At 69.0% G+C, this 19,407-nt stretch carries 18 protein-coding genes and 1 pseudogene; 5 read left to right on the forward strand and 14 right to left on the reverse strand.

What is annotated here, in order from left to right; translation table 11 throughout:
• Nucleotides 1-3: 3 nt before the first annotated feature.
• From AB5J56_RS19320 to AB5J56_RS19335, 4 genes are read right to left on the reverse strand one after another with little or no spacing between them, the layout of a single operon-like run.
• Nucleotides 4-1,338, reverse strand: coding sequence for an NADH-quinone oxidoreductase subunit D (locus AB5J56_RS19320; RefSeq protein ID WP_369233976.1), 1,335 nt, complete (start codon nt 1,336-1,338; stop codon nt 4-6).
• A complete protein-coding gene (locus AB5J56_RS19325; RefSeq protein ID WP_369233977.1) occupies nt 1,335-2,087 on the reverse strand; it encodes an NADH-quinone oxidoreductase subunit C in 753 nt (250 codons plus the stop codon). The genes AB5J56_RS19320 and AB5J56_RS19325 overlap by 4 nt, the downstream gene beginning before the upstream one ends.
• A complete protein-coding gene (locus AB5J56_RS19330) occupies nt 2,084-2,638 on the reverse strand; it encodes an NADH-quinone oxidoreductase subunit B family protein (protein ID WP_007383964.1) in 555 nt (184 codons plus the stop codon). Before AB5J56_RS19330 ends, AB5J56_RS19325 begins: the two co-directional genes overlap by 4 nt.
• Before the next feature lie 13 nt (nt 2,639-2,651).
• A complete protein-coding gene (locus AB5J56_RS19335) occupies nt 2,652-3,011 on the reverse strand; it encodes an NADH-quinone oxidoreductase subunit A (RefSeq protein ID WP_007383963.1) in 360 nt (119 codons plus the stop codon).
• Between the two features lie 712 nt (nt 3,012-3,723).
• On the opposite strand from AB5J56_RS19335, the gene AB5J56_RS19340 reads away from it, so the two are divergent.
• A complete protein-coding gene (locus AB5J56_RS19340; protein ID WP_369233978.1) occupies nt 3,724-4,569 on the forward strand; it encodes a C40 family peptidase in 846 nt (281 codons plus the stop codon).
• Nucleotides 4,570-4,636: 67 nt separating this feature from the next.
• Here AB5J56_RS19340 and AB5J56_RS19345 read toward each other — a convergent pair whose 3' ends face one another.
• Nucleotides 4,637-5,932 (reverse strand): geranylgeranyl reductase family protein, encoded by a 1,296-nt coding sequence (locus AB5J56_RS19345; protein ID WP_369233979.1) that lies wholly within the window; start codon nt 5,930-5,932, stop codon nt 4,637-4,639.
• Nucleotides 5,933-6,030: 98 nt separating this feature from the next.
• On the opposite strand from AB5J56_RS19345, the gene AB5J56_RS19350 reads away from it, so the two are divergent.
• A complete protein-coding gene (locus AB5J56_RS19350; RefSeq protein ID WP_369233980.1) occupies nt 6,031-6,537 on the forward strand; it encodes a GNAT family N-acetyltransferase in 507 nt (168 codons plus the stop codon).
• Nucleotides 6,538-6,615: 78 nt separating this feature from the next.
• Nucleotides 6,616-6,954, forward strand: a complete 339-nt coding sequence (locus AB5J56_RS19355; protein ID WP_369233981.1) for a PASTA domain-containing protein — start codon at nt 6,616-6,618, stop codon at nt 6,952-6,954.
• A gap of 35 nt (nt 6,955-6,989) precedes the next feature.
• Here AB5J56_RS19355 and AB5J56_RS19360 read toward each other — a convergent pair whose 3' ends face one another.
• The 6 genes and pseudogenes from AB5J56_RS19360 to AB5J56_RS19385 all read right to left on the reverse strand — a co-directional run bounded on the left by AB5J56_RS19360 (nt 6,990) and on the right by AB5J56_RS19385 (nt 14,334).
• Nucleotides 6,990-9,473 carry a hypothetical protein gene (locus AB5J56_RS19360; protein ID WP_369243185.1) on the reverse strand — a complete coding sequence of 828 codons (2,484 nt, stop codon included), beginning with the start codon at nt 9,471-9,473 and terminating at the stop codon, nt 6,990-6,992.
• 30 nt (nt 9,474-9,503) lie between these two features.
• Nucleotides 9,504-9,572: pseudogene (locus AB5J56_RS19365) on the reverse strand (zinc-ribbon domain-containing protein); the annotation flags it as partial.
• Between the two features lie 137 nt (nt 9,573-9,709).
• Nucleotides 9,710-10,405 (reverse strand): demethylmenaquinone methyltransferase, encoded by a 696-nt coding sequence (locus tag AB5J56_RS19370; RefSeq protein ID WP_369233982.1) that lies wholly within the window; start codon nt 10,403-10,405, stop codon nt 9,710-9,712.
• 131 nt (nt 10,406-10,536) lie between these two features.
• Nucleotides 10,537-11,664, reverse strand: coding sequence for an acyltransferase (locus AB5J56_RS19375; RefSeq protein ID WP_369233983.1), 1,128 nt, complete (start codon nt 11,662-11,664; stop codon nt 10,537-10,539).
• The gene (locus AB5J56_RS19380; protein ID WP_369233984.1) at nt 11,664-13,997 is read right to left on the reverse strand and encodes a bifunctional polysaccharide deacetylase/glycosyltransferase family 2 protein; all 2,334 of its coding nucleotides are present in this window, start codon (nt 13,995-13,997) and stop codon (nt 11,664-11,666) included. The genes AB5J56_RS19375 and AB5J56_RS19380 overlap by 1 nt, the downstream gene beginning before the upstream one ends.
• A 19-nt stretch (nt 13,998-14,016) precedes the next feature.
• Nucleotides 14,017-14,334 (reverse strand): hypothetical protein, encoded by a 318-nt coding sequence (locus AB5J56_RS19385; protein WP_369233985.1) that lies wholly within the window; start codon nt 14,332-14,334, stop codon nt 14,017-14,019.
• A 405-nt stretch (nt 14,335-14,739) separates the two neighbouring features.
• Here AB5J56_RS19385 and AB5J56_RS19390 point away from each other — a divergent pair, with 405 nt between their 5' ends.
• The gene (locus tag AB5J56_RS19390) at nt 14,740-15,777 is read left to right on the forward strand and encodes a chitinase (RefSeq protein WP_369233986.1); all 1,038 of its coding nucleotides are present in this window, start codon (nt 14,740-14,742) and stop codon (nt 15,775-15,777) included.
• Nucleotides 15,778-15,781: 4 nt separating this feature from the next.
• Here AB5J56_RS19390 and AB5J56_RS19395 read toward each other — a convergent pair whose 3' ends face one another.
• The 3 genes from AB5J56_RS19395 to AB5J56_RS19405 form a co-directional block, all read right to left on the reverse strand.
• A complete protein-coding gene (locus AB5J56_RS19395; RefSeq protein WP_369233987.1) occupies nt 15,782-16,228 on the reverse strand; it encodes a hypothetical protein in 447 nt (148 codons plus the stop codon).
• Nucleotides 16,229-16,244: 16 nt separating this feature from the next.
• Nucleotides 16,245-17,444, reverse strand: coding sequence for a cyclic dehypoxanthinyl futalosine synthase (mqnC, locus tag AB5J56_RS19400; protein WP_369242652.1), 1,200 nt, complete (start codon nt 17,442-17,444; stop codon nt 16,245-16,247).
• Between the two features lie 80 nt (nt 17,445-17,524).
• Nucleotides 17,525-18,271 carry an A24 family peptidase gene (locus AB5J56_RS19405; RefSeq protein ID WP_369233988.1) on the reverse strand — a complete coding sequence of 249 codons (747 nt, stop codon included), beginning with the start codon at nt 18,269-18,271 and terminating at the stop codon, nt 17,525-17,527.
• Nucleotides 18,272-18,387: 116 nt separating this feature from the next.
• Between AB5J56_RS19405 and AB5J56_RS19410 the strand changes: the two genes are divergently transcribed.
• Nucleotides 18,388-19,389, forward strand: coding sequence for a hypothetical protein (locus tag AB5J56_RS19410; protein WP_369233989.1), 1,002 nt, complete (start codon nt 18,388-18,390; stop codon nt 19,387-19,389).
• The last annotated feature ends 18 nt before the right edge of the window (nt 19,390-19,407 follow it).

Below are 19,407 nucleotides of genomic sequence, written 5' to 3' on the forward strand. Positions count from 1 at the left end.
TGGTCACCGGTCGACGCCTCCCATCACGGGGTCGATGGACGCGACGGCGACGATGACGTCGGCGACCTGGCCGCCCTCGCACATCGCAGCCATGGCCTGCAGGTTGGTGAAGGACGGGTCCCGGAAGTGGACCCGGTAGGGGCGGGTGCCGCCGTCGGAGACGACGTGCACTCCGAGCTCGCCCTTGGGCGACTCGACCGCCGCGTACGCCTGTCCCGGCGGGACGCGGAAGCCCTCGGTCACCAGCTTGAAGTGGTGGATCAGGGCCTCCATGGAGGTACCCATGATCTTCTTGATGTGGTCGAGGGAGTTGCCGAGGCCGTCGGGTCCCAGGGCGAGCTGGGCGGGCCAGGCGATCTTCTTGTCGGCGACCATGACCGGGCCGGGCTGGAGCCGGTCCAGGCACTGCTCGATGATGTGCAGCGACTGGCGCATCTCCTCCAGGCGGATCAGGAAGCGCCCGTAGGAGTCACAGGTGTCGGCGGTCGGGATCTCGAAGTCGTAGTTCTCGTATCCGCAGTACGGCTGCGCCTTGCGCAGGTCGTGCGGCAGGCCCGCCGAGCGCAGGATCGGGCCGGTGGCGCCGAGGGCCATGCAGCCGGCCAGGTCGAGGTAGCCGACGTCCTGCATGCGGGCCTTGAAGATGGGGTTCCCGGTGGCGAGCTTGTCGTACTCGGGAAGGTTCTTCTTCATCTTCTTCACGAACTCGCGGATCTGGTCCACCGCGCCGGGCGGCAGGTCCTGGGCGAGGCCGCCGGGCCGGATGTACGCGTGGTTCATCCGCAGGCCGGTGATCAGCTCGTAGATGTCGAGAATGAGTTCACGATCACGGAAGCCGTAGATCATGATCGTGGTGGCGCCGAGTTCCATGCCACCGGTGGCGATGCACACCAGGTGCGAGGAGAGTCGGTTCAGCTCCATCAGCAGCACGCGGATGACCGAGGCGCGGTCGGGGATCTGGTCCTCGATGCCGAGGAGCTTCTCCACGCCGAGGCAGTACGCCGTCTCGTTGAAGAACGGCGTCAGGTAGTCCATGCGCGTCACGAACGTGGTGCCCTGCGTCCACGTGCGGTACTCGAGGTTCTTCTCGATGCCGGTGTGCAGATAGCCGATGCCGCAGCGGGCCTCGGTGACCGTCTCGCCGTCGATCTCCAGGATGAGGCGGAGCACGCCGTGGGTGGACGGGTGCTGGGGGCCCATGTTGACGATGATGCGCTCGTCGTCGGACTTGGCCGCGGTCTCGACGACCTCGTCCCAGTCGCCACCGGTGACCGTATATACGGTGCCCTCGGTGGTCTCACGGGCCGATGCGGCAGAAGAAGGGGTCTGCGTGCTCACGAGTACGACCTCCGCTGGTCCGGAGCCGGGATCTGGGCGCCCTTGTACTCGACGGGGATGCCGCCGAGGGGGTAGTCCTTGCGCTGCGGGAAGCCCTGCCAGTCGTCCGGCATCATGATCCGCGTCAGCGCCGGGTGACCGTCGAAGATCAGGCCGAAGAAGTCGTACGTCTCGCGCTCGTGCCAGTCGTTCGTCGGATAGACGGGGACCAGCGAGGGGACGTGCGGATCCGCGTCCGGGGCACTGACTTCGAGGCGGATCAGCCGGTTGTGGGTGATCGAGCGCAGGTGGTAGACGGCGTGCAGCTCGCGGCCCTTGTCGTGCAGGTAGTGGACTCCGCTGACGCCGGTGCACAGCTCGAAGCGGAGGGCCGGGTCGTCGCGCAGGGTCTGGGCGACGCGGACCAGGTACTCACGTTCGACGTGGAACGTGATCTCGTCGCGGTCCACGACCGTCTTCTCGATCGCGTTCTCGGGGACGAGTCCCTGTTCCTCCAGGGCGCCTTCCAACTCGTCGGCGACCTCGTCGAACCAGCCGCCGTAGGGGCGCGTGGCCTCGCCCGGGAGCCGGATCGAGCGGACCAGGCCGCCGTAGCCGGAGGTGTCGCCGCCGTTGTTGGCGCCGAACATGCCGCGCTGGACGCGGATCTCCTCGCCCGCGTCGCCGCGCTGGCCGGGAAGGTTGGAGGCGCTCAGGTCCTTCTCGGGGTTCACCCCGTTGTTCGCGCCGTTGCCGTTCGCGTCGCTCACCGCAGCAGGCCCTTCATCTCGATGGTGGGAAGCGCCTTGAGTGCCGCTTCCTCCGCCTCGCGGGCCGCCTCCTCGGCGTTCACGCCGAGCTTGGAGGACTGGATCTTCTGGTGGAGCTTGAGAATCGCGTCCATCAGCATCTCGGGCCGTGGCGGGCAGCCGGGCAAATAGATGTCGACCGGGACGATGTGGTCGACTCCCTGCACAATGGCGTAGTTGTTGAACATTCCGCCCGACGAGGCGCAAACGCCCATGGAGATGACCCACTTGGGGTTCGGCATCTGGTCATAGACCTGCCGCAGCACCGGCGCCATCTTCTGACTGACCCGCCCGGCGACGATCATCAGGTCGGCCTGGCGAGGTGATCCGCGGAAGACCTCCATGCCGAAGCGCGCCAGGTCGTATCGCCCGGCGCCGGTCGTCATCATTTCGATGGCACAGCAGGCGAGTCCGAATGTCGCGGGGAAGACGGACGCCTTGCGCACCCAGCCCGCGGCCTGCTCGACGGTGGTCAGCAGGAAGCCGCTCGGCAGTTTTTCTTCGAGTCCCATGCTTAAAGGCCCCTCAGTCCCATTCCAGGCCGCCGCGCCGCCATACGTACGCGTACGCGACGAAGACGGTGAGCACGAAGAGCAGCATCTCCACGAGCCCGAAAACACCCAGGGCGTCGAAGGTGACGGCCCAGGGGTAGAGGAAGACGATCTCGATGTCGAAGACGATGAAGAGCATCGCCGTCAGGTAGTACTTGATCGGGAAGCGCCCGCCGCCGGCCGGCGTGGGGGTCGGCTCGATACCGCACTCGTAGGCCTCGAGCTTGGCCCGGTTGTATCGCTTTGGACCGATTAGCGTGGCCATGACCACGGAGAAGATCGCAAAGCCTGCCCCGAGGGCTCCCAGTACGAGGATGGGCGCATACGCGTTCACCGCTCCTCGCTCCTCTCAGTCGGCACTGACTGCTGGCGGATGCGTCGGGCGAGCTCCCTCACCTCACGTGCCCCACGCCCCGCCCGTCCCGGCGAAGATCGCGTACATGTGAAGCAGGTCACAAGCCCAACTGCCCCGCATCTTATGCCTGCCGGTCTGTGATCTGCGACACGGGGGTCATCAAGGACTTTGTGATCTCCACCACCAGGCGAAGGATCATGAAGTCGGATGAGCAGTGATCTTCGTACGCGAAGCAGTCGACTGATCACCAAGAGGTGACATTTTACCTCGTCATTGCTGGTCGGGGCGGTCTTGCATTATCAAGAGGCCGTCCTTCAGGGCAAATTGGTGCTGGACCAGATCCCTTGATAGAGGAGCCCGTTCACACATCAGAGGGAGGAGTGTGGACGGAAGTGGACGCGTGCACGCGTTCACGAGCGTCGGCGACCGCCGACTACGCGCGGGACGCGGCCGCCGCGGTGACCGTTCCGTGACCTGCGCCACATTCACAGAAGACCGAATAAACCGGGCTTGGCCACCGGACTCAACCAGTGGTAAGCGGAGGGCAATTCGGGCGTAACGATGAAAGGCCTTGATCACGGCCCTGATCACCCATGTCCACAATGCCCGTTACGGCGTCAATAAAGAGTGACGCGTGGGAGATTCGGCCGCCGATTGAACAACTGTGGCGCACCACACGTTTCTTGAAGGTATGGAGGAGCCCCTGATACCGGTTGTACCCATGTCCCACACCGCTCACATACGCAGCCACCGGAAGCCCCGCCGCAACGCGTCGACGCTCGCGATGCGCGCCGGAGTTGCCGGTGGCGTCCTCAGCACCCTGGCAGTGGCCGGTGCGTCCGGTTCGGCGAACGCTGCCGAGCCCGTGACGCAGACGCTCGAACTGCCCACCCTGACGGCCGACCTGGCCACCCAGGTCGCGGAGTCCGCCGACGCCACGCAGCAGGCCGCGGCGAACTACGAGCTGCAGGCCGAGCGTGACGCGGCCGCGGCAAAGGCCGCCAAGCAGGCCAAGGCGGACCTTGCGGACGCCAAGAAGAAGGCCGAGGCGAAGAAGAAGGCCGAGGCCGCTCGCAAGGCCGCCGCCGAGGAGGCCGCCTCGCGTTCCGCGGAGCGGACCACCCTCTCCGCGTCCGCCTCCGCGTCGACGTCCACGTCCACGAACGTCTCAGCCCCGGCCAGCGGCAGCGTCGCGACGGTCATCTCGTTCCTCAAGGCGCAGGTCGGCGACGCCTACGTCATGGGTGGCACGGGCCCGAACGCGTGGGACTGCTCCGGTCTCGTGCAGGCCGCCTTCAAGCAGGTCGGCGTCGATCTGCCGCGCGTCTCGCAGGACCAGTCGACGTCCGGTACGCCGGTCTCGCTCTCCAACATCCAGGTCGGCGACGTCCTCTACTGGGGTTCGGCCGGCTCGGCGTACCACGTGGGTGTCTACATCGGTAACGGCCAGTACCTGGACGCGGCCAACCCCTCCAAGGGCGTCGTCATCCAGGACCTCTCCGGCTACCCGGCCACGGGTGCGGTGCGGGTGCTCTAGCCAGCGGTGACAACGCAGATGGTCGCCTCCCCGAGGGGGGAGGCGACCATCTGGCGTTCTCGGACCGTCAGGCCTTCGGGGCCACCTTGGACAGGCCGTTGATGATGCGGTCCATGGCGTCGCCGCCGGTCGGGTCCGTCAGGTTGGCGAGCATCTTGAGCGTGAACTTCATCAGCATCGGGTGGGTCAGGCCGCGCTGGGCGGCGATCTTCATGACCTTCGGGTTGCCGATGAGCTTCACGAAGGCGCGGCCGAGCGTGTAGTAGCCGCCGTAGGTGTCCTTGAGGACCCGCGGGTAGCGCTGGAGGGCGATCTCGCGCTGGGACGGGGTGGCGCGGGCGTGGGCCTGGACGATGACGTCGGCCGCGATCTGGCCGGACTCCATGGCGTACGCGATGCCCTCGCCGTTGAAGGGGTTGACCAGGCCGCCCGCGTCGCCGACCAGCAGCAGCCCCTTCGTGTAGTGGGGCTGGCGGTTGAAGGCCATCGGGAGCGCGGCGCCGCGGATCGGGCCCGTCATGTTCTCGGGGGTGTAGCCCCAGTCCTCCGGCATCGAGGCGCACCAGGCCTTCAGGACCTCGCGCCAGTCCAGCTCCTTGAAGGCGTCGGAGGTGTTCAGGACGCCCAGGCCGACGTTCGACGTACCGTCGCCCATGCCGAAGATCCAGCCGTAGCCCGGCAGGAGGCGGTCCTCGGCGCCCCGGCGGTCCCACAGCTCCAGCCAGGACTCCAGGTAGTCGTCCTCGTGGCGGGGCGAGGTGAAGTACGTGCGGACCGCGACGCCCATCGGGCGGTCCTCGCGGCGGTGCAGGCCCATCGCCAGGGAGAGCCGGGTGGAGTTGCCGTCGGCCGCGACGACCAGCGGCGCGTGGAAGGTGACCTCGCGCTTCTCACCGGTGTCGCCGAGTTTCGCGTGCACGCCGGTGATGCGGCCCGTGCGGTCGTCGATGATCGGGGCGCCGACGTTGCAGCGCTCGTACAGCCGGGCGCCCGCCTTCTGCGCCTGCCGGGCCAGCTGCTCGTCGAAGTCGTCGCGCTTGCGGACGAGTCCGTAGTCGGGGAAGGAGGCGAGTTCCGGCCAGTCCAGCTGGAGCCGGACGCCGCCGCCGATGATGCGGAGGCCCTTGTTCCGGAGCCAGCCGGCCTCCTCCGAGATGTCGATGCCCATCGAGACGAGCTGCTTGGTCGCGCGGGGCGTGAGGCCGTCTCCGCAGACCTTCTCGCGCGGGAAGGCGGTCTTCTCCAGGAGCAGGACGTCCAAACCCGCCTTCGCCAGGTAGTAGGCGGTGGTGGAACCGGCTGGCCCGGCCCCGACGACGATCACATCGGCGGTGTTTTCGGAGAGGGGCTGGGGCTCGGTCACGGCGGGATCTCCCCAAGGTTCGAAATCTACGTGCTGACGGGCACTGGACATGGGCAGTCTATGCAGCGGTACTGATCACCCGGCTGAAGGGCTGCCCCGTGAACCGAGCGCTCCCCGACGTACTGCTCCGCGTCCCCACCGACGAGGATGCCTTCGCCTGGCACCGGATCTTCGCCGACCCGGACGTCATGGAGTTCCACGGCGGCAGGGCGGCCGAGTTGTCCGTCTACGAGGAACTGACCGCCCGGCAGCGGCGGCACGACGCCGAGCACGGTTTCTGCCTGTGGACGATGCTCGACGAATCGGGCGAGGTCATCGGTTTCACGGGCGCGCAGCCGTGGCCGCACAGCTGGGGGCCGACGGGCCAGATCGAGATCGGCTGGCGGCTCGGCCGGGCGCGCTGGGGCCGGGGATACGTCACGGCGGCCGCGCACACGACGCTGGACCGGGTGCGCGCCGCGGGCGTCACCGACGTCGTCGCCATGGTCAACGCGCGCAACGAGCGCTCCATCGCGGTGACCAGACGGCTCGGGATGGAGCTCGCCGAGAGATTCACGAGCCCGAGGTCGCAGGAGGAGGGGCACCGCTACCGGCTGGCGCTCTGAGCGCTCCCGAGTCCGGCGGACGCTTCCGGAACGGCACCGGCGGGGCTTACTCTTCCGGTACCGCTGGGGGTGACGTCTGTGCGCATAACACCCAAGACACCCGAGGTGCGCGTTCCGCGACTGGTCGGCCTGATGGCCGTGGACGCGCGCGAGACGGCCGAGGCGCGAGGTGTGCTGCTCGCCGCGCCCGACCGCCCCGACTTCCACCTCGCGGTCATCGACTACGTCGTACGCCAATATCCTCCGCCCGGCGCCGATGTGCCGCGCGGCGCCGTGGTCACCGTGTGGTTCGAGCTCGGCGAGGGTGAGGCCGGCGGAGGCGCGGGGGTGCGCGAGCCGCGGCGGCCCGGTCCGCCGTCGGGCGGGCTGCGCCGCGAACTCGACGAGCCGGGCGACCCGTTCGAGATCCTCAGATGAGCAGCATCCTCAGGTGAGCAGCCCGCGCCGCTGTTCTACGTGAGCTTCCAGGAGTCGAGGGCGACGCGGAACGTCTCCGAGAGGCCGCTCTGCCACACGTCGTCGTGGCCGACGATCATGATCGCGTACTCGGTGCCGTTCGCGGCGACGTACCCCTGGTCCTTCGCGTGGAGGGTGCGGCCCGACTCGTCGGTGTACGTGTACTCCCAGATCGCACCGGCGCGGCCCTGGAAGATGTTGCTCTCCAGCTTGATCCGCCGGTAGCCGGCGTCCTTCTTCTTGGCGGTCTTCTCCAGGGTCAGGAAGTTGTCGTACGAGGTGTAGCCGGCGTTCGCGATGACGCCGACCTGGAGGTGCTCCAGACCGGTCGAGCCCGCGTAGGTGACCTGGGTGCCGTTCTTGACGCCCTCGCGCGCCCAGACGTCGGGGACGGCGAAGGAGAAGCCCATGGGGTCGTCCAACTGGCGGTAGCCGTCCGGGGGTTCCGCGGACGAGGCGGTGGCCTCGCCCGTTGCCTCGCCCGTCGGGGTGCTCGTGGGGGCCGCTGTCGGCGGTTCCGACAGGACCGGTGAGGGCGAAGAGCTCGCGGGAGCCGTCGGTGTCGACCCGGCCGCCGGCTTGTTCGAGTCCCCGTCGGAGTGCTTGTCCTGCCAGATCAGTACGCCCGCCGCGGCACCGCCTCCGACGACGAACGCCACGGCGAGGGTCACCACCCAGACGAGCGAACGACCGCGCGCCTTCGGGGTGACGGGCGGCCGCTGACCGAGGTGGAAGGTGTGGGAGTCATACGGGATCGGGATCGGGGCCGGATTCGGCATCGAGGCCGGAGCCGGGGCTGGGGCCGGCATCTGGGCCGGGGGTGGCGATGCCAGGGCCGGCGGCGGTACGAAGCCCGGCGTGGGGCTGCTCGGCATCGGCGGCGTCGGCACGGACGAGACAGGCGACGTGGACGACATCGGCGACATCGGCGACGCAATCGGCGGCATCGCCGGTGCGACCGGTCCCGCCCCGGAACCCGTCATCCGCAGCAGATACGGTGCGACGAAAGCCGCGATGAAGATCCAGAGCAGCCCGAAGAGCAGCGCGTACGGGATGTCGAGGCCGATCGAGGCTTTGCCGCTGGCGGAACCGCCCGAGCCGGAGCCGTACCCGGTGTCGTAGTCCGAACTCCGGCCGGCCATCTCCCAGCCGAGGCCGCCGAACCCGGCGAGCAGCAGGAAGAGGCCGTAGCAGAGGCCCGCGGTCAGGAGCTGTTCGCCGCGGCCGGCGGAGCGACGCGCGGCCATGATGCCGATGATCAGGGCGCAGACCAGGCCGAGGGCCAACGCGCCGACGATCGCCCAGGAGTTGGTGACGTCGCCGAGCTCGGAGAGCCCGAACGACTCATGGGAGTAGCCGCCGCCGTAGCTGTACGACGACGTGCCGCGGGCCTCCCCCTCGATGGGCGCACCCCAGGACAGGCCGAGGGCCGTGACCGCGAGGTTGGGCAGCACGAGCAGCGCCGCCGCCAGGGGCGAGATGCCGTCGTTGTCCCACAAGCCGTCGAGGTCGTCGATCTGCGTGAGGCAGATGAACGCGACGACGGAGCACAGGACGAGGACGACGGACAGCGCGCGCAGGGCGGTGCCGGTGGCGCGCAGCAGCGCCCGCACGCCCGGCCGGGCCGCCGACCACCGCGCCAGGTCGTCCTGGTGCAGTACGCCGCCCGCGACCGCGAACCCGAGCAGCAGGGCGCCCAGCGCGGCGAGCGCAGGCGACGACGAGACCTGGACGGCTCCCAGGAGCGTCGGCCGCGCGATCAGGCTGAGGGCGAGGACGCCCGCGGTGACCAGGAGCGCGACGCGAGCGGCGGCTTCGAGCCCGGCGGTCGCGCTCTGCGGGGCACCGCCGCCGGCGTACGGGCGGTCCTGTGCGAACTGAGCCTGTGCGAACTGGGGCCCTGCGAACTGCGTCCGCGCCATCCGCGTACGCAGCATCCGTACGCCGATGAAGAGCGCCACGATCCACAGGGCGGTGACCGTGAGCGGGATCAGGGACAGCGAGCCGCCGCCCTCGAAGTCCCCGGCCAGGCCGCCGCCCGAGCCGCCCCCGCCGAACACCGACGCGGGAGCCGACTTCACCTCGAAGCCCCCGCCGAGCGCCTGCAGCAGCAAGGCGAGGGCGATCCGCGTCCGGTCGCCGAACCCGATGATCGCCTCTCCCCCGTCGGAGGACTGCCCGTACGAGGGAATCCCCAGCGCCGCGGACGCGATCAGCAGCAGACCGAGGGGCCAGAGCGCGGCCTGCGCGGCTCCCGCCCAGTCGCCCCGGAACGTACGGCCGAGGAAGGCGCCCAGCGGTGACGGCCAGGCGGGGCCGGGGACGTATCCCGGGGGCGGCCCCAACGGCGGTGGCCCCGACGGCGGCGCGACGGACGGCGGGGGCAGGGGCGGGGGCGGCACACTGACGGGCGGCTCCGGCGCACCCGGTGCCGGCGGAACATCCGGTGTCGGCGGCACGGCGGCGGGCGCATCCGCCACGGGCGCATCCCCCGCAGCCGCCCGCTCGCGTCCGCAATGCATGCAGAAGCGGGCCTCGTCGGGACCGGGAACCCCGCAGTGCGGGCAGTGCGACGCCATGGAAACGCTCCGTCGTCCAGAGAACTCGTGCCGTGATCGGACGTATTCAACGGACGGAGTTTCCCATTGACCGGTTCCCGTCAACGTGTCCTTCGTACGAGTGAATTGACGGGCTTACGAGCCGTACGACGTACGAGCTACGCGGGCTTGAAGCCCCGGTGCAGCGCCACGATTCCGCCCGTCAGGTTCCGCCACGCGACCTTCGACCAGCCCGCCTTCTGCAGCAGCCCGGCCAGCGCGGGCTGGTTCGGCCAGTCGCGGATGGACTCGGCTAGGTAGACGTACGCGTCGGGGTTGGAGGAGACCGCGCGGGCGACGGGCGGCAGCGCGCGCATCAGGTACTCGGTGTAGACGGTGCGGAAGGGTGCCCAGGTCGGGTGCGAGAACTCGCAGATCACGACGCGGCCGCCGGGCTTGGTCACCCGGTACAGCTCGGTGAGCGCGGCGTCGGTGTCCTGCACGTTGCGCAGCCCGAAGGAGATCGTGACGGCGTCGAAGGTGTCGTCCTTGAAGGGCAGCTTCGTCGCGTCGCCCGCGGTCAGCGGCAGCCAGGGGTAGTTCTTCTTGCCGACGCGGAGCATACCGAGGGAGAAGTCGCAGGGGACGACATACGCACCTGTGCGCGCGAAGGGCAGCGAGGAGGTGGCCGTACCCGCGGCCAGGTCCAGGATCTTCTGCGCGGGCCGGGCGTCGACCGCCTTCGCGACCTCCTTGCGCCACACCCGGTCCTGGCCGAGCGACAGCACGTCGTTCGTCAGGTCGTACCGTTCCGCCACGTCGTCGAACATCGAGGCGACTTCGTGCGGCTGCTTGTCCAGAGATGCGCGGGTCACGCGCTCATTGTGGCAGTACGGGCCGGGCGACTCTCCGGCGCCCGGCCCGTACGCCGGTATCAATCACCGCCGGACGCCGGTATCAATCACCGCCGTGCGCCGGTCTCACGCACCCCGCGCTCCGGGGAGTCTCACGCACTCGCTCCGGGGAGCAGCTTCGGCTTCTTCTTCGCGGCGACGTCCTCGACCCACCCGCACAGCAGGATGAAGGCGGCGATCAGGACCCAGCCGATGCCGAACATGAACCACTGGCTCTCCAGCGGCAGCCACTTCTCGAAGGCGGGCACCTTCCAGAACTGGTCGATCAGCGGGACGGCCAGGATCAGCGCGATCTCGTGCCAGAGATAGATCGTCACAGCCCTGGCGTTGAAGATCGTCACGATCCGGTCGAGCCGCCGGAAGCGGGTGAGCCCGGCGAAGTCGACCTGGAAGCGCGCCTTGAAGTACATCAGCAGGGTCACGTACCCCGCCGACCAGAGGGCCTGCGCGAGCGGGATCTCGTCCAGGTCGTACGTTCCCGCCTCGGCCTGGTGCGTGAAGGCGTACCAGCCGCCGTACGCGATCGCGCCCAGCGAGAGGACGACGACGGCGGCCGGCTTCAGCCGCTGCAGGACCCCGTCGCGGTGCGCGAAGCCGAGGATCCAGCAGAAGAGATAGGTGGCCACGTCCGTCAGACCGCTGCCGAACCGGTCGTACGGCGGCTGCCACCAGAACTGGAAGACCACGATCGGGGCGAGACTCGCGAGCAGGACCGGCACCGGGGCGAGCCGGAACACCTTCAGCAGCAGGGGCGAGAGCAGCACGAACCAGAGGTATGTCCGCAGGTACCAGAGGATCTCCCAGGCCTGGATGCCCCAGGAGTTGCCCGGCGGGTCGCCGATCGGCAGCACCCAGAAGACGATCTGCCAGCCCGGCATCCAGCCGTGGATCAGCATCGCCACGACCACGAAGAAGCCCCAGAACCAGAACGGGGGCAGGAGTCTGCGCACGCGGCTTCTGAGGACCTTCGCCGCGGGGCGCTCCAGCGACTTCGCCATCAGGGTGCCGGCGAGTCCGAACATGATCCCCATGGAGGGGAAGACCATGCCGGCCCAGGCCCAGCCGAAGGTGTGGTAGGTCACCACCCTGACCAGGGCCACCGCGCGCAGTGTGTCGAAGTAGCGGTCCCTGCCCTTTGGTTCCGCCGTCGGGGACTCTTGTGGTTCTGCGGAACGATCGTCCACAGCAGTGGCGAAAGCGTCCCTGCGATGCGACCCCATCAGCTCACCCCCGCCGGGGTGCCGACTTCGCCCGTGCGCTTCAGTTTCTGCCAGCGAAGGCGGCCGCCGGTGAGGGCGGTGATGGAGGAGTGGATGAGAACGAGGTACATCATCTGGCGGTAGGCCAGTTGCTGGAGCGGCATCATCAGGAGGTAGCGGTACTTCTCGCGGTCGAGCCGGAACGCGTAGGCCGCGCACAGGAGTTGGACCGCGAGCACGGCCAGCCAGGCGAGGAGCGAGGCCCAGAAGTCCACGAAGATCATCGAGTAGACCGTGAAGACGTCGATGAGCGGGGCGAAGATCGGCGTGATGATCTGGAAGATGACCACGAGCGGCATGCCGACCCGGCCGAAGCGGCCCGAAGGCCCCTTGTCCGTCAGGGACTTGCGGTGCTTCCACAGCGCCTGCATGGTGCCGTACGACCAGCGGTAGCGCTGCGACCACAGCTGCTTGAGGGAACCGGGTGCCTCCGTCCAGGCCCGGGCGTGCTCCTGGTAGACGACGCGCCAGCCCTTGCGGTGCATGGCGATGGTGATGTCGGTGTCCTCGGCGAGCGTGTCCTCGCTCATGCCGCCGACCTCCAGCACCGCGTCGCGGCGGAACGCTCCGATCGCGCCCGGGATGGTGGGCATGCAGCGCAGCAGGTCGTACATGCGGCGGTCGAGGTTGAAGCCCATCACGTACTCGATGTGCTGCCAGGCGCCGATGACCGTGTTGCGGTTGCCGACCTTGGCGTTGCCGGCGACCGCGCCGACGTCCTCGTTCGCGAAGGGCTGCACCAACTGCCGTACGGTGTCCGGCTCGAAGACGGTGTCGCCGTCCATCATCACGACGATGTCGTAACTGGCGTTGCGCACACCGTTGTTGAGGGCGGCGGGCTTGCCGGCGTTCTCCTGGCGGATCACGCGGACGTTGGGCACGCCCATGGCCTCGACGAGGGCCGCCGTGCCGTCCGTCGAACCGTCGTCGACGACGATGATCTCGATCGGATGCGTGGACTGTGTAAGGGAGTTGATCGTGTTCTCGATGCACTCCTTCTCGTTGTACGCCGGCACGATCACGCTGACGGGGCGGGTGACCTCGGGGCCCCAGCCGAACCGGCGCTTGTTGCGCTGCCGGTAGTGGCGGCGGGCGAGGATGAGCATCATCCCGAACCGGCCCATGACGGCGACGCCCACGACGGCGAGTCCGGTCGCGAGGCCCGGCATGCTCCACTCGGCGAAGGCGACCGCGTAGATGAGGGCCTTGCCCTCGTAGAGGGTGGTGCCGGTGGCCTTGCGGTGCGCGGCCTGCTCGATCGCGGTCGTGGTGGTGGCGTTGCCGTTGCCCGCACCCGCACCCGCACCGGGAGCCGACCCGGGCTGCTGCCCGCTCTGCCCTGGCTGCTGACCGGCCTGCGCGCCCGCCCCCGTACCGGCGTTCGCACCCGCACCCGCACCCGCTTTCGCCGACCGCTGCTTCGCCAGCGCCCCGCTCACGGTCGTGAAGGTGTACCCCTTCGCCTTCATCTTCTTGATGTACTTCGGCAGCGCCAGCAGGGTCTGGTCGCGGTCGCCGCCCGCGTCGTGGAAGAGGACCGAGGCGCCCTTGTTCTTCTTCGGCGTGGCCGTCTTGATGATGCTCGCGACGCCCGGCTGCTTCCAGTCGTCGCTGTCGGTGTCGATGAAGACGCTGGTGTAGCCCAGCTTGGCGATCTTCTTGTAGACCGGCCAGCTGTAGTTGTCGATGGCGTCGGTCTCCGCCGAGTACGGCGCGCGGAACAGCGTCGTCGTGATGCCGGCCGCGCCCGCGAGGGCCAACTGCGTCTGGCTCAGCTCGCGTTCGAGGCGCGAGGTGCTCTGATACGAGAGGTCGACGTGCGAGAACGTGTGGATGCCGACCTCGTTGCCCTGCGCGACCATGTCCTTCACGGCGTCCGGGTAGCGGGAGACCATCGAGCCGACGACGAAGAACGTGCCGGGCACGTCGTTGTCCTGAAGGATCTTGAGGACCTTCTCGGTGTACTCGGGGTTCGGGCCGTCGTCGAAGGTCAGCACGATGGTCTTGTCCGGCACCGACTTGGCGTCCACGGTCCCGTTGCTGGACGTGAAGATGGGTCCGGATTCCAGGATCTTCTGCGGTACGTCGTCGTAGGCGGCGCCGTCGCGCACGCGCTGGTCGCTGAAGACCTCGCCGCGCAGATAGCCGTCCAGGAGCATCACACTGGTCAGGCCCAGCAGAAGCAGCAGGGCGAGGATCACACGGGGTTTCTGCAGCGCCGCGGCCTTGCCCGCCGCCCGCTCGATACGGGTGGGGGCGCGTCGGCGGCCGCGCGAGGGCGTCGTCGTAGTCATAAGTGTGGGTGCGTTCCGGTCAGTTGGTGCCGGTGGAGGCAGACGCGGTGGGGGTCGGGGCGGAGCCTGTCGCAGCGCCCGAGGGCGGAGTACCGGTGGGCTTCGCGGGTGGGGTGCCTGTCGGGGCGACACCGCCCCGGCCGCCCTGCGGCTGGTTGCCGCCGGGCGCCGTACCGGCCTGACCGCCGCCGAAGGGCGTGATCGAGTCGCTCAGCGAGGTGCCCCAGCCCATGAACGCCAGGCCGAGCACGACCACGTACCCGAGGGACAGGACGCACAGGAGGGTGGCGAGCCGGCGCACCAGTCGCGCTCTGCGCCCGGAGTTGTCAACGAACACGGGTCCCTCTGGTGATTCGGACCCGCTGCCGCGCTTGCGGCCACGTCCGCGCACAGGAGCGCGGTTTTCGATGGCGGACTCGGATTGCATTCCCCAGACATTAGGAGGCCTTTATGTGCCAAGGCCTAGATCCCTTGTGAGCGGCCCATGAGAGACCCGCCAACCTGTCTCTTACCTGAGAGAATCCGAGAACGTCTGCGCAGCTCAGCGCGTGCACGCTTAGACCTTACGTCCCATTTCAGCGCCCGACTCGCCCCATTCGCACACCATTCCCCATGCGGCGCCTGTGCCATTCCTGTATTCGGATTTCATGGCCGGGTGTGACACATTCCCATTCCGTCGACACATTCTGTTTCTGTCCTGAGACATTCCGGGGCGGAAATCACGAGAGCGGGTGCATACGCAATGCGGATTTTCCTGAAGCCGTCCGCCGGGCTCTTCTGCCTGGTGGTGGCGCTGGCCTGCGCGGGGTGCTCCTCGGGCGATGACGGCTCCATGGACGCGGCCCCCGCGCAGCCGTCGAAGACCGCCGCCGCGGCTTCGCCATCGGCGTCCGCCGCCTCCACCACCGCGTACGCCCCGTACGTCAGCGCCACGACCGCCTCCGACATGGACGCCGCAGGGAGCCCTACGACGTACAACCTGGCGTTCGTGATCTCCGACGGAAGTACCTGCACGCCGAAGTGGAACGGCACGACCGCCATCGCTGACTCTGCGGTGAGATCCCGGATTTCGGCGCTGGAGAAGTCCGGCGCGAGCGTGCGTGTCTCCTTCGGCGGGGCATCCGGAAAGGAGCTCGCCTCGACCTGCGACAGCGCCTCCGCGCTTGCCGCGGCGTACGGCGCGGCGCTCGACGCGGCCGGCTCGACGCAGGCGGACTTCGACATCGAGGGCGACGAGTTGACCGACTCCGACTCGGTCGCGCTGCGCTCGGAGGCGATCGCGCTGCTGCAGAAGGAGCGCAGCGACCTGAAGGTCACCTTCACGCTGCCGGTGATGCCGTCCGGCCTCGACTCCGACGGCTTGGCGCTCCTGGAGTCCGCCAACGACCACGCCGTACAGGTCTCCACCGTCGACATCATGACGATGAACTACGGCGAGTCGTACGACGGCCACATGGGCACCTACGCCCTGACCTCGGCCAAGGCCGCCCACACGCAGCTGAAGAAGGTCTTCGGGCTCTCCGACGCGGGCGCCTGGCAGGGCATGGCCCTCACCTCGATGATCGGCGTGAACGACGTGGACAACGAGACCTTCACGCTTGCCGACGCCGCCCAGGTCCGCACGTTCGCCGAGGAGAAGCAGATCGCCTGGGTGTCGATGTGGTCGGCCTTCCGCGACCGGCAGTGCGAGGGCGATGACTCTGCTTCTGACGATGCGGCGACCAACTGCAGTGGGGTGACGCAGAGTTCGGGAGCCTTCGCCGAAGCACTCTCGGGCTGAGCGCTCAGCGGCGGCGGTGGACCAGCCGCCCCGCGCACACCGTCGCGATACACGCGCCGGTCTCGTCGAAGACGGCGAGGTCGGCGCGGCCGGCTTCCACGATCGCCGCAGGCCGCGTGCGCGGGAGCACGACGACGTCGTTCCGCTCGGCCGCCGCCCGGAGTTCGGGCGTACCGGCGTGCTCCCCGAGGACGGCCACCGCGCCCAGCTTCAGCACCGCGTGAACGCGTTCACGCGGGCTCGGCGCGTCCGGCAGCGGGCCCTCGTGGACCCGCGCGGGGCCGAGGACGCCGGGCCAGCGCCGTACGCGCGCGCCCGGGAACCGCTCCGCCAGCTCCGCGAGCGTCCCCACGGCGGCGACCCGGTTGCCCTCCACGGCGACGGCACCGTCCTTGACCGGCGTCGCGTCCCAGGTGTCGTAGACCTCGTCGGCAGCGTGAATCGTCAGCACAGCGAAGCCGGTCGGACTAGTTGGAGGCGAGCAGCTTCAGCTCCGGGTGAGCCGTACCGCCCTCGATCGCCGTGGACGAGATGTGCGACATGACCCGCTCGTCGACCGGGTCGTTCGCCGGGTCGTCGTGCACGACGATGTGCTCGTACGTCGTCGTCCGCTGGGCCGGGACGCGGCCCGCCTTGCGGATGAGGTCGATGATCTCCATGCGGTTGGAGCGGTGCTTGGCACCGGCGCTGGAGACGACGTTCTCCTCCAGCATGATCGACCCGAGGTCGTCGGCGCCGTAGTGCAGGGACAGCTGGCCGACCTCCTTGCCCGTCGTCAGCCACGAGCCCTGGATGTGGTTGATGTTGTCCATGAACAGCCGGGCGATGGCGATCATCCGCAGGTACTCGAAGAGCGTGGCCTGCGTACGGCCCTTGAGGTGGTTGTTCTCGGGCTGGTAGGTGTACGGGATGAAGGCACGGAAGCCTCCGGTCCGGTCCTGTACGTCACGGATCATCCGCAGGTGCTCGATGCGCTCGGCGTTGGTCTCGCCGGTGCCCATGAGCATGGTGGAAGTGGACTCCACGCCCAGGTTGTGCGCGGCCTCCATGATCTCCAGCCAGCGCTCGCCGGACTCCTTCAGCGGGGCGATCGCCTTGCGCGGCCGCTCGGGCAGCAGCTCGGCACCGGCACCGGCGAAGGAGTCGAGCCCGGCGGCGTGGATGCGCTGGATCGCCTCCTCCACACTCACCTTGGAGATCCGGGCCATGTGCTCGACCTCGGACGCGCCGAGGGAGTGGATGACCAGCTGGGGGTACGCGGCCTTGATCGCGGCGAAGTGCTTCTCGTAGTACTCGACGCCGTAGTCCGGGTGGTGCCCGCCCTGGAACATGATCTGCGTGCCGCCGAGCTCGACCGTCTCGGCGCAGCGCCGCAGGATGTCGTCGAGGTCGCGCGTCCAGCCCTTGGCGGTGTCCTTGGGGGCCGCGTAGAACGCGCAGAACTTGCACGCCGTGACACACACGTTGGTGTAGTTGATGTTGCGCTCGATGATGTACGTCGCGATGTGCTCGGTACCCGCGTACCTGCGCCGGCGTACGGCGTCGGCGGCTGCGCCGAGGGCGTGCAGCGGGGCGTCGCGGTAGAGGTCGAGCGCCTCTTCCGGGGTGATCCGCCCACCCGCGGCGGCACGGTCGAGGACGGACTGAAGGTCGGCCTTCTCGGTCACCGGGAGCGTCCCTTTCGTCATTTTCGCGAGGGTGTGGACGGACCCGGCCAGCCTACGCCAGGCATGTCGAGGGACCGACGTCAGGCCGCGTACGCCCCGATCAGCAGCCCCACGTACGCCCCGGCGATCAGGAACGGCCCGAACGGGATCGACGTCTTCCGTCCGGCGCGCCGGGCGACGACGAGCCCCAAGCCGTACAGCCCCCCGAACAGGAACCCGGCGAAGGTCCCCAGGAACAGCACGCTCCACCCGTACCAGCCGAGGACGGCGCCGAGCCCCAGAGCCAGCTTCACATCGCCGAAGCCCATGCCGTTGGGGTTGATGAGGAAGAGCACGAAGTACGCGCCGCCGAGCGCGAGCCCGCCGTACAGCGCCGTCATCCAGTCGCCCGCGTGTTCGGGTACGAACGACGCGGCGCCCAGCAGCGCGAGTGCCGCCCCGGCCAGCGGAAGCGTCAGCACGTCGGGCAGTCGCTGCACCCGGAAGTCCACGACGGCGAGGAGTACGCCGAGGGGCGCGAGCAGCAGCCAGGCGCCCAGCTCGGGCCGAGTGCCGGTGGCGAGGGCGAGCGCCCCGCAGAGGAAGCCGGTGGCGAGGGCGACGGAGGTGGCGCGGGGCCCGTACCGGGTCCCGTCCGTGCCGCACCGGGCCCGCCCGAGCCACCCGCCCGCGAACCCGGCGATCGGATGCCCGTCGGGACACGCGTCCCGCCATTCCTCGTCGGGGTCCACGGAGAAGCGGTAGGCCGGGCGGGGCACGAGAAGGCCGGCCGCCGCACCCCAGAGGGCGGCGACGGCGGTCAGCCACACGTCGAGATCCACACGCACACCCCAAATCCTCGCCCACCCCTGTCCCCACCGTTCCGCGGGGGAACCGATGGAGACAGCTTGCAGCGCCGGACTACCCGACAGCGCGGAGTTCGGCCGTACTAGGGTTGCGGCTCATGTGGCCAGGACAGCAACCGCCCGGGGGCGACCAGAACCCGCAGAACCAGAACCCTTACCAGCAGCCGGGGTTCCAGCAGCCGAATCCGTACCAGCAACCGGGCTATCAGCAGCCGAACCCCCCTCAGCAGCCGGGACAGCAGTGGGGTGCGCCCCCGCCCGCGGGGGCGCCGCAGCCGCCGAGCGGCGGAAGTGGTGGGAAGCGGACGAAGATTGTCGCGATCGCCGCGGCCGGGGCCGTGGTCGTGGCCGCCGGTGTCACCGGCTTCCTGGTCCTGGGCGGCGACAAGGATGCCGACGCCGATGGCGGCAAGGACGCAAAGGCGTCGGCCAGTGCGTCGCAGAGCCCGACGGATTCCGCATCCGGGTCGGACGACAGCGCGCGCGGCACCGAGTCCGACAAGCCGACGATTCCGGGCTGGAAGGTTGTCGTCAATCCCAAGTGGGGCATCGCCTACGACGTGCCCGCGGGCTGGGAGGTGGAGTCGCCCGGCTCCGCCGTCGGCTTCACCGACGACAAGACGGACAAGCCCATCGCCTACATGTCGGGCATCGGCGAGTACAAGTCGAAGTGGTGCACGTCCGACGACGACAAGGACGGTCGGATGGATGACACGGCGCTGGCCACGGTCGGCTCCAAGGGCGCCGGCGGTGCCAAGGACACCGACCAGGTGGCGGTGAACACGGTGGGTTGGTGGGTCTACGCCGCCTACACCCAGCCGGACAAGAAGAGCTTCACGATCGACGAGAAGGCTCAGCCGTACACGACCAAGGCGGGGATCAAGGGCAGCATCGCCTGGTCCCGGTCGAACGACACCCCCCAGACAGGCAAGTGCGCGAGCGACGGCAAGGCGCTCACGTTCGGCTTCAGGAACTCGGCCGATGACTTCGTGTCATGGAGTTTCTTCGGCGCCAAGGGTGTTCGCGAGGAGGTCCCCACCGCGACCATCATGAAGATGCTCAGCACGGTCCGGCTGCACGGCGACCCGTCGGCATCCTGAACCGCACGGGGGCTCCGG

Source organism: Streptomyces sp. R21, from assembly GCF_041051975.1.
In the GTDB taxonomy this organism is placed as follows: domain Bacteria; phylum Actinomycetota; class Actinomycetes; order Streptomycetales; family Streptomycetaceae; genus Streptomyces.

Coding starts and splice junctions, on each gene's coding strand:
- AB5J56_RS19330 (WP_007383964.1), bottom strand. CDS start 2,638: ATGGGACTCGAAGAAAAACTGCCGAGCGGCTTCCTGCTGACCACCGTC.
- AB5J56_RS19340 (WP_369233978.1), top strand. CDS start 3,724: ATGGAGGAGCCCCTGATACCGGTTGTACCCATGTCCCACACCGCTCAC.
- AB5J56_RS19375 (WP_369233983.1), bottom strand. CDS start 11,664: ATGGGGTCGCATCGCAGGGACGCTTTCGCCACTGCTGTGGACGATCGT.
- AB5J56_RS19380 (WP_369233984.1), bottom strand. CDS start 13,997: ATGACTACGACGACGCCCTCGCGCGGCCGCCGACGCGCCCCCACCCGT.
- AB5J56_RS19390 (WP_369233986.1), top strand. CDS start 14,740: ATGCGGATTTTCCTGAAGCCGTCCGCCGGGCTCTTCTGCCTGGTGGTG.
- AB5J56_RS19410 (WP_369233989.1), top strand. CDS start 18,388: ATGTGGCCAGGACAGCAACCGCCCGGGGGCGACCAGAACCCGCAGAAC.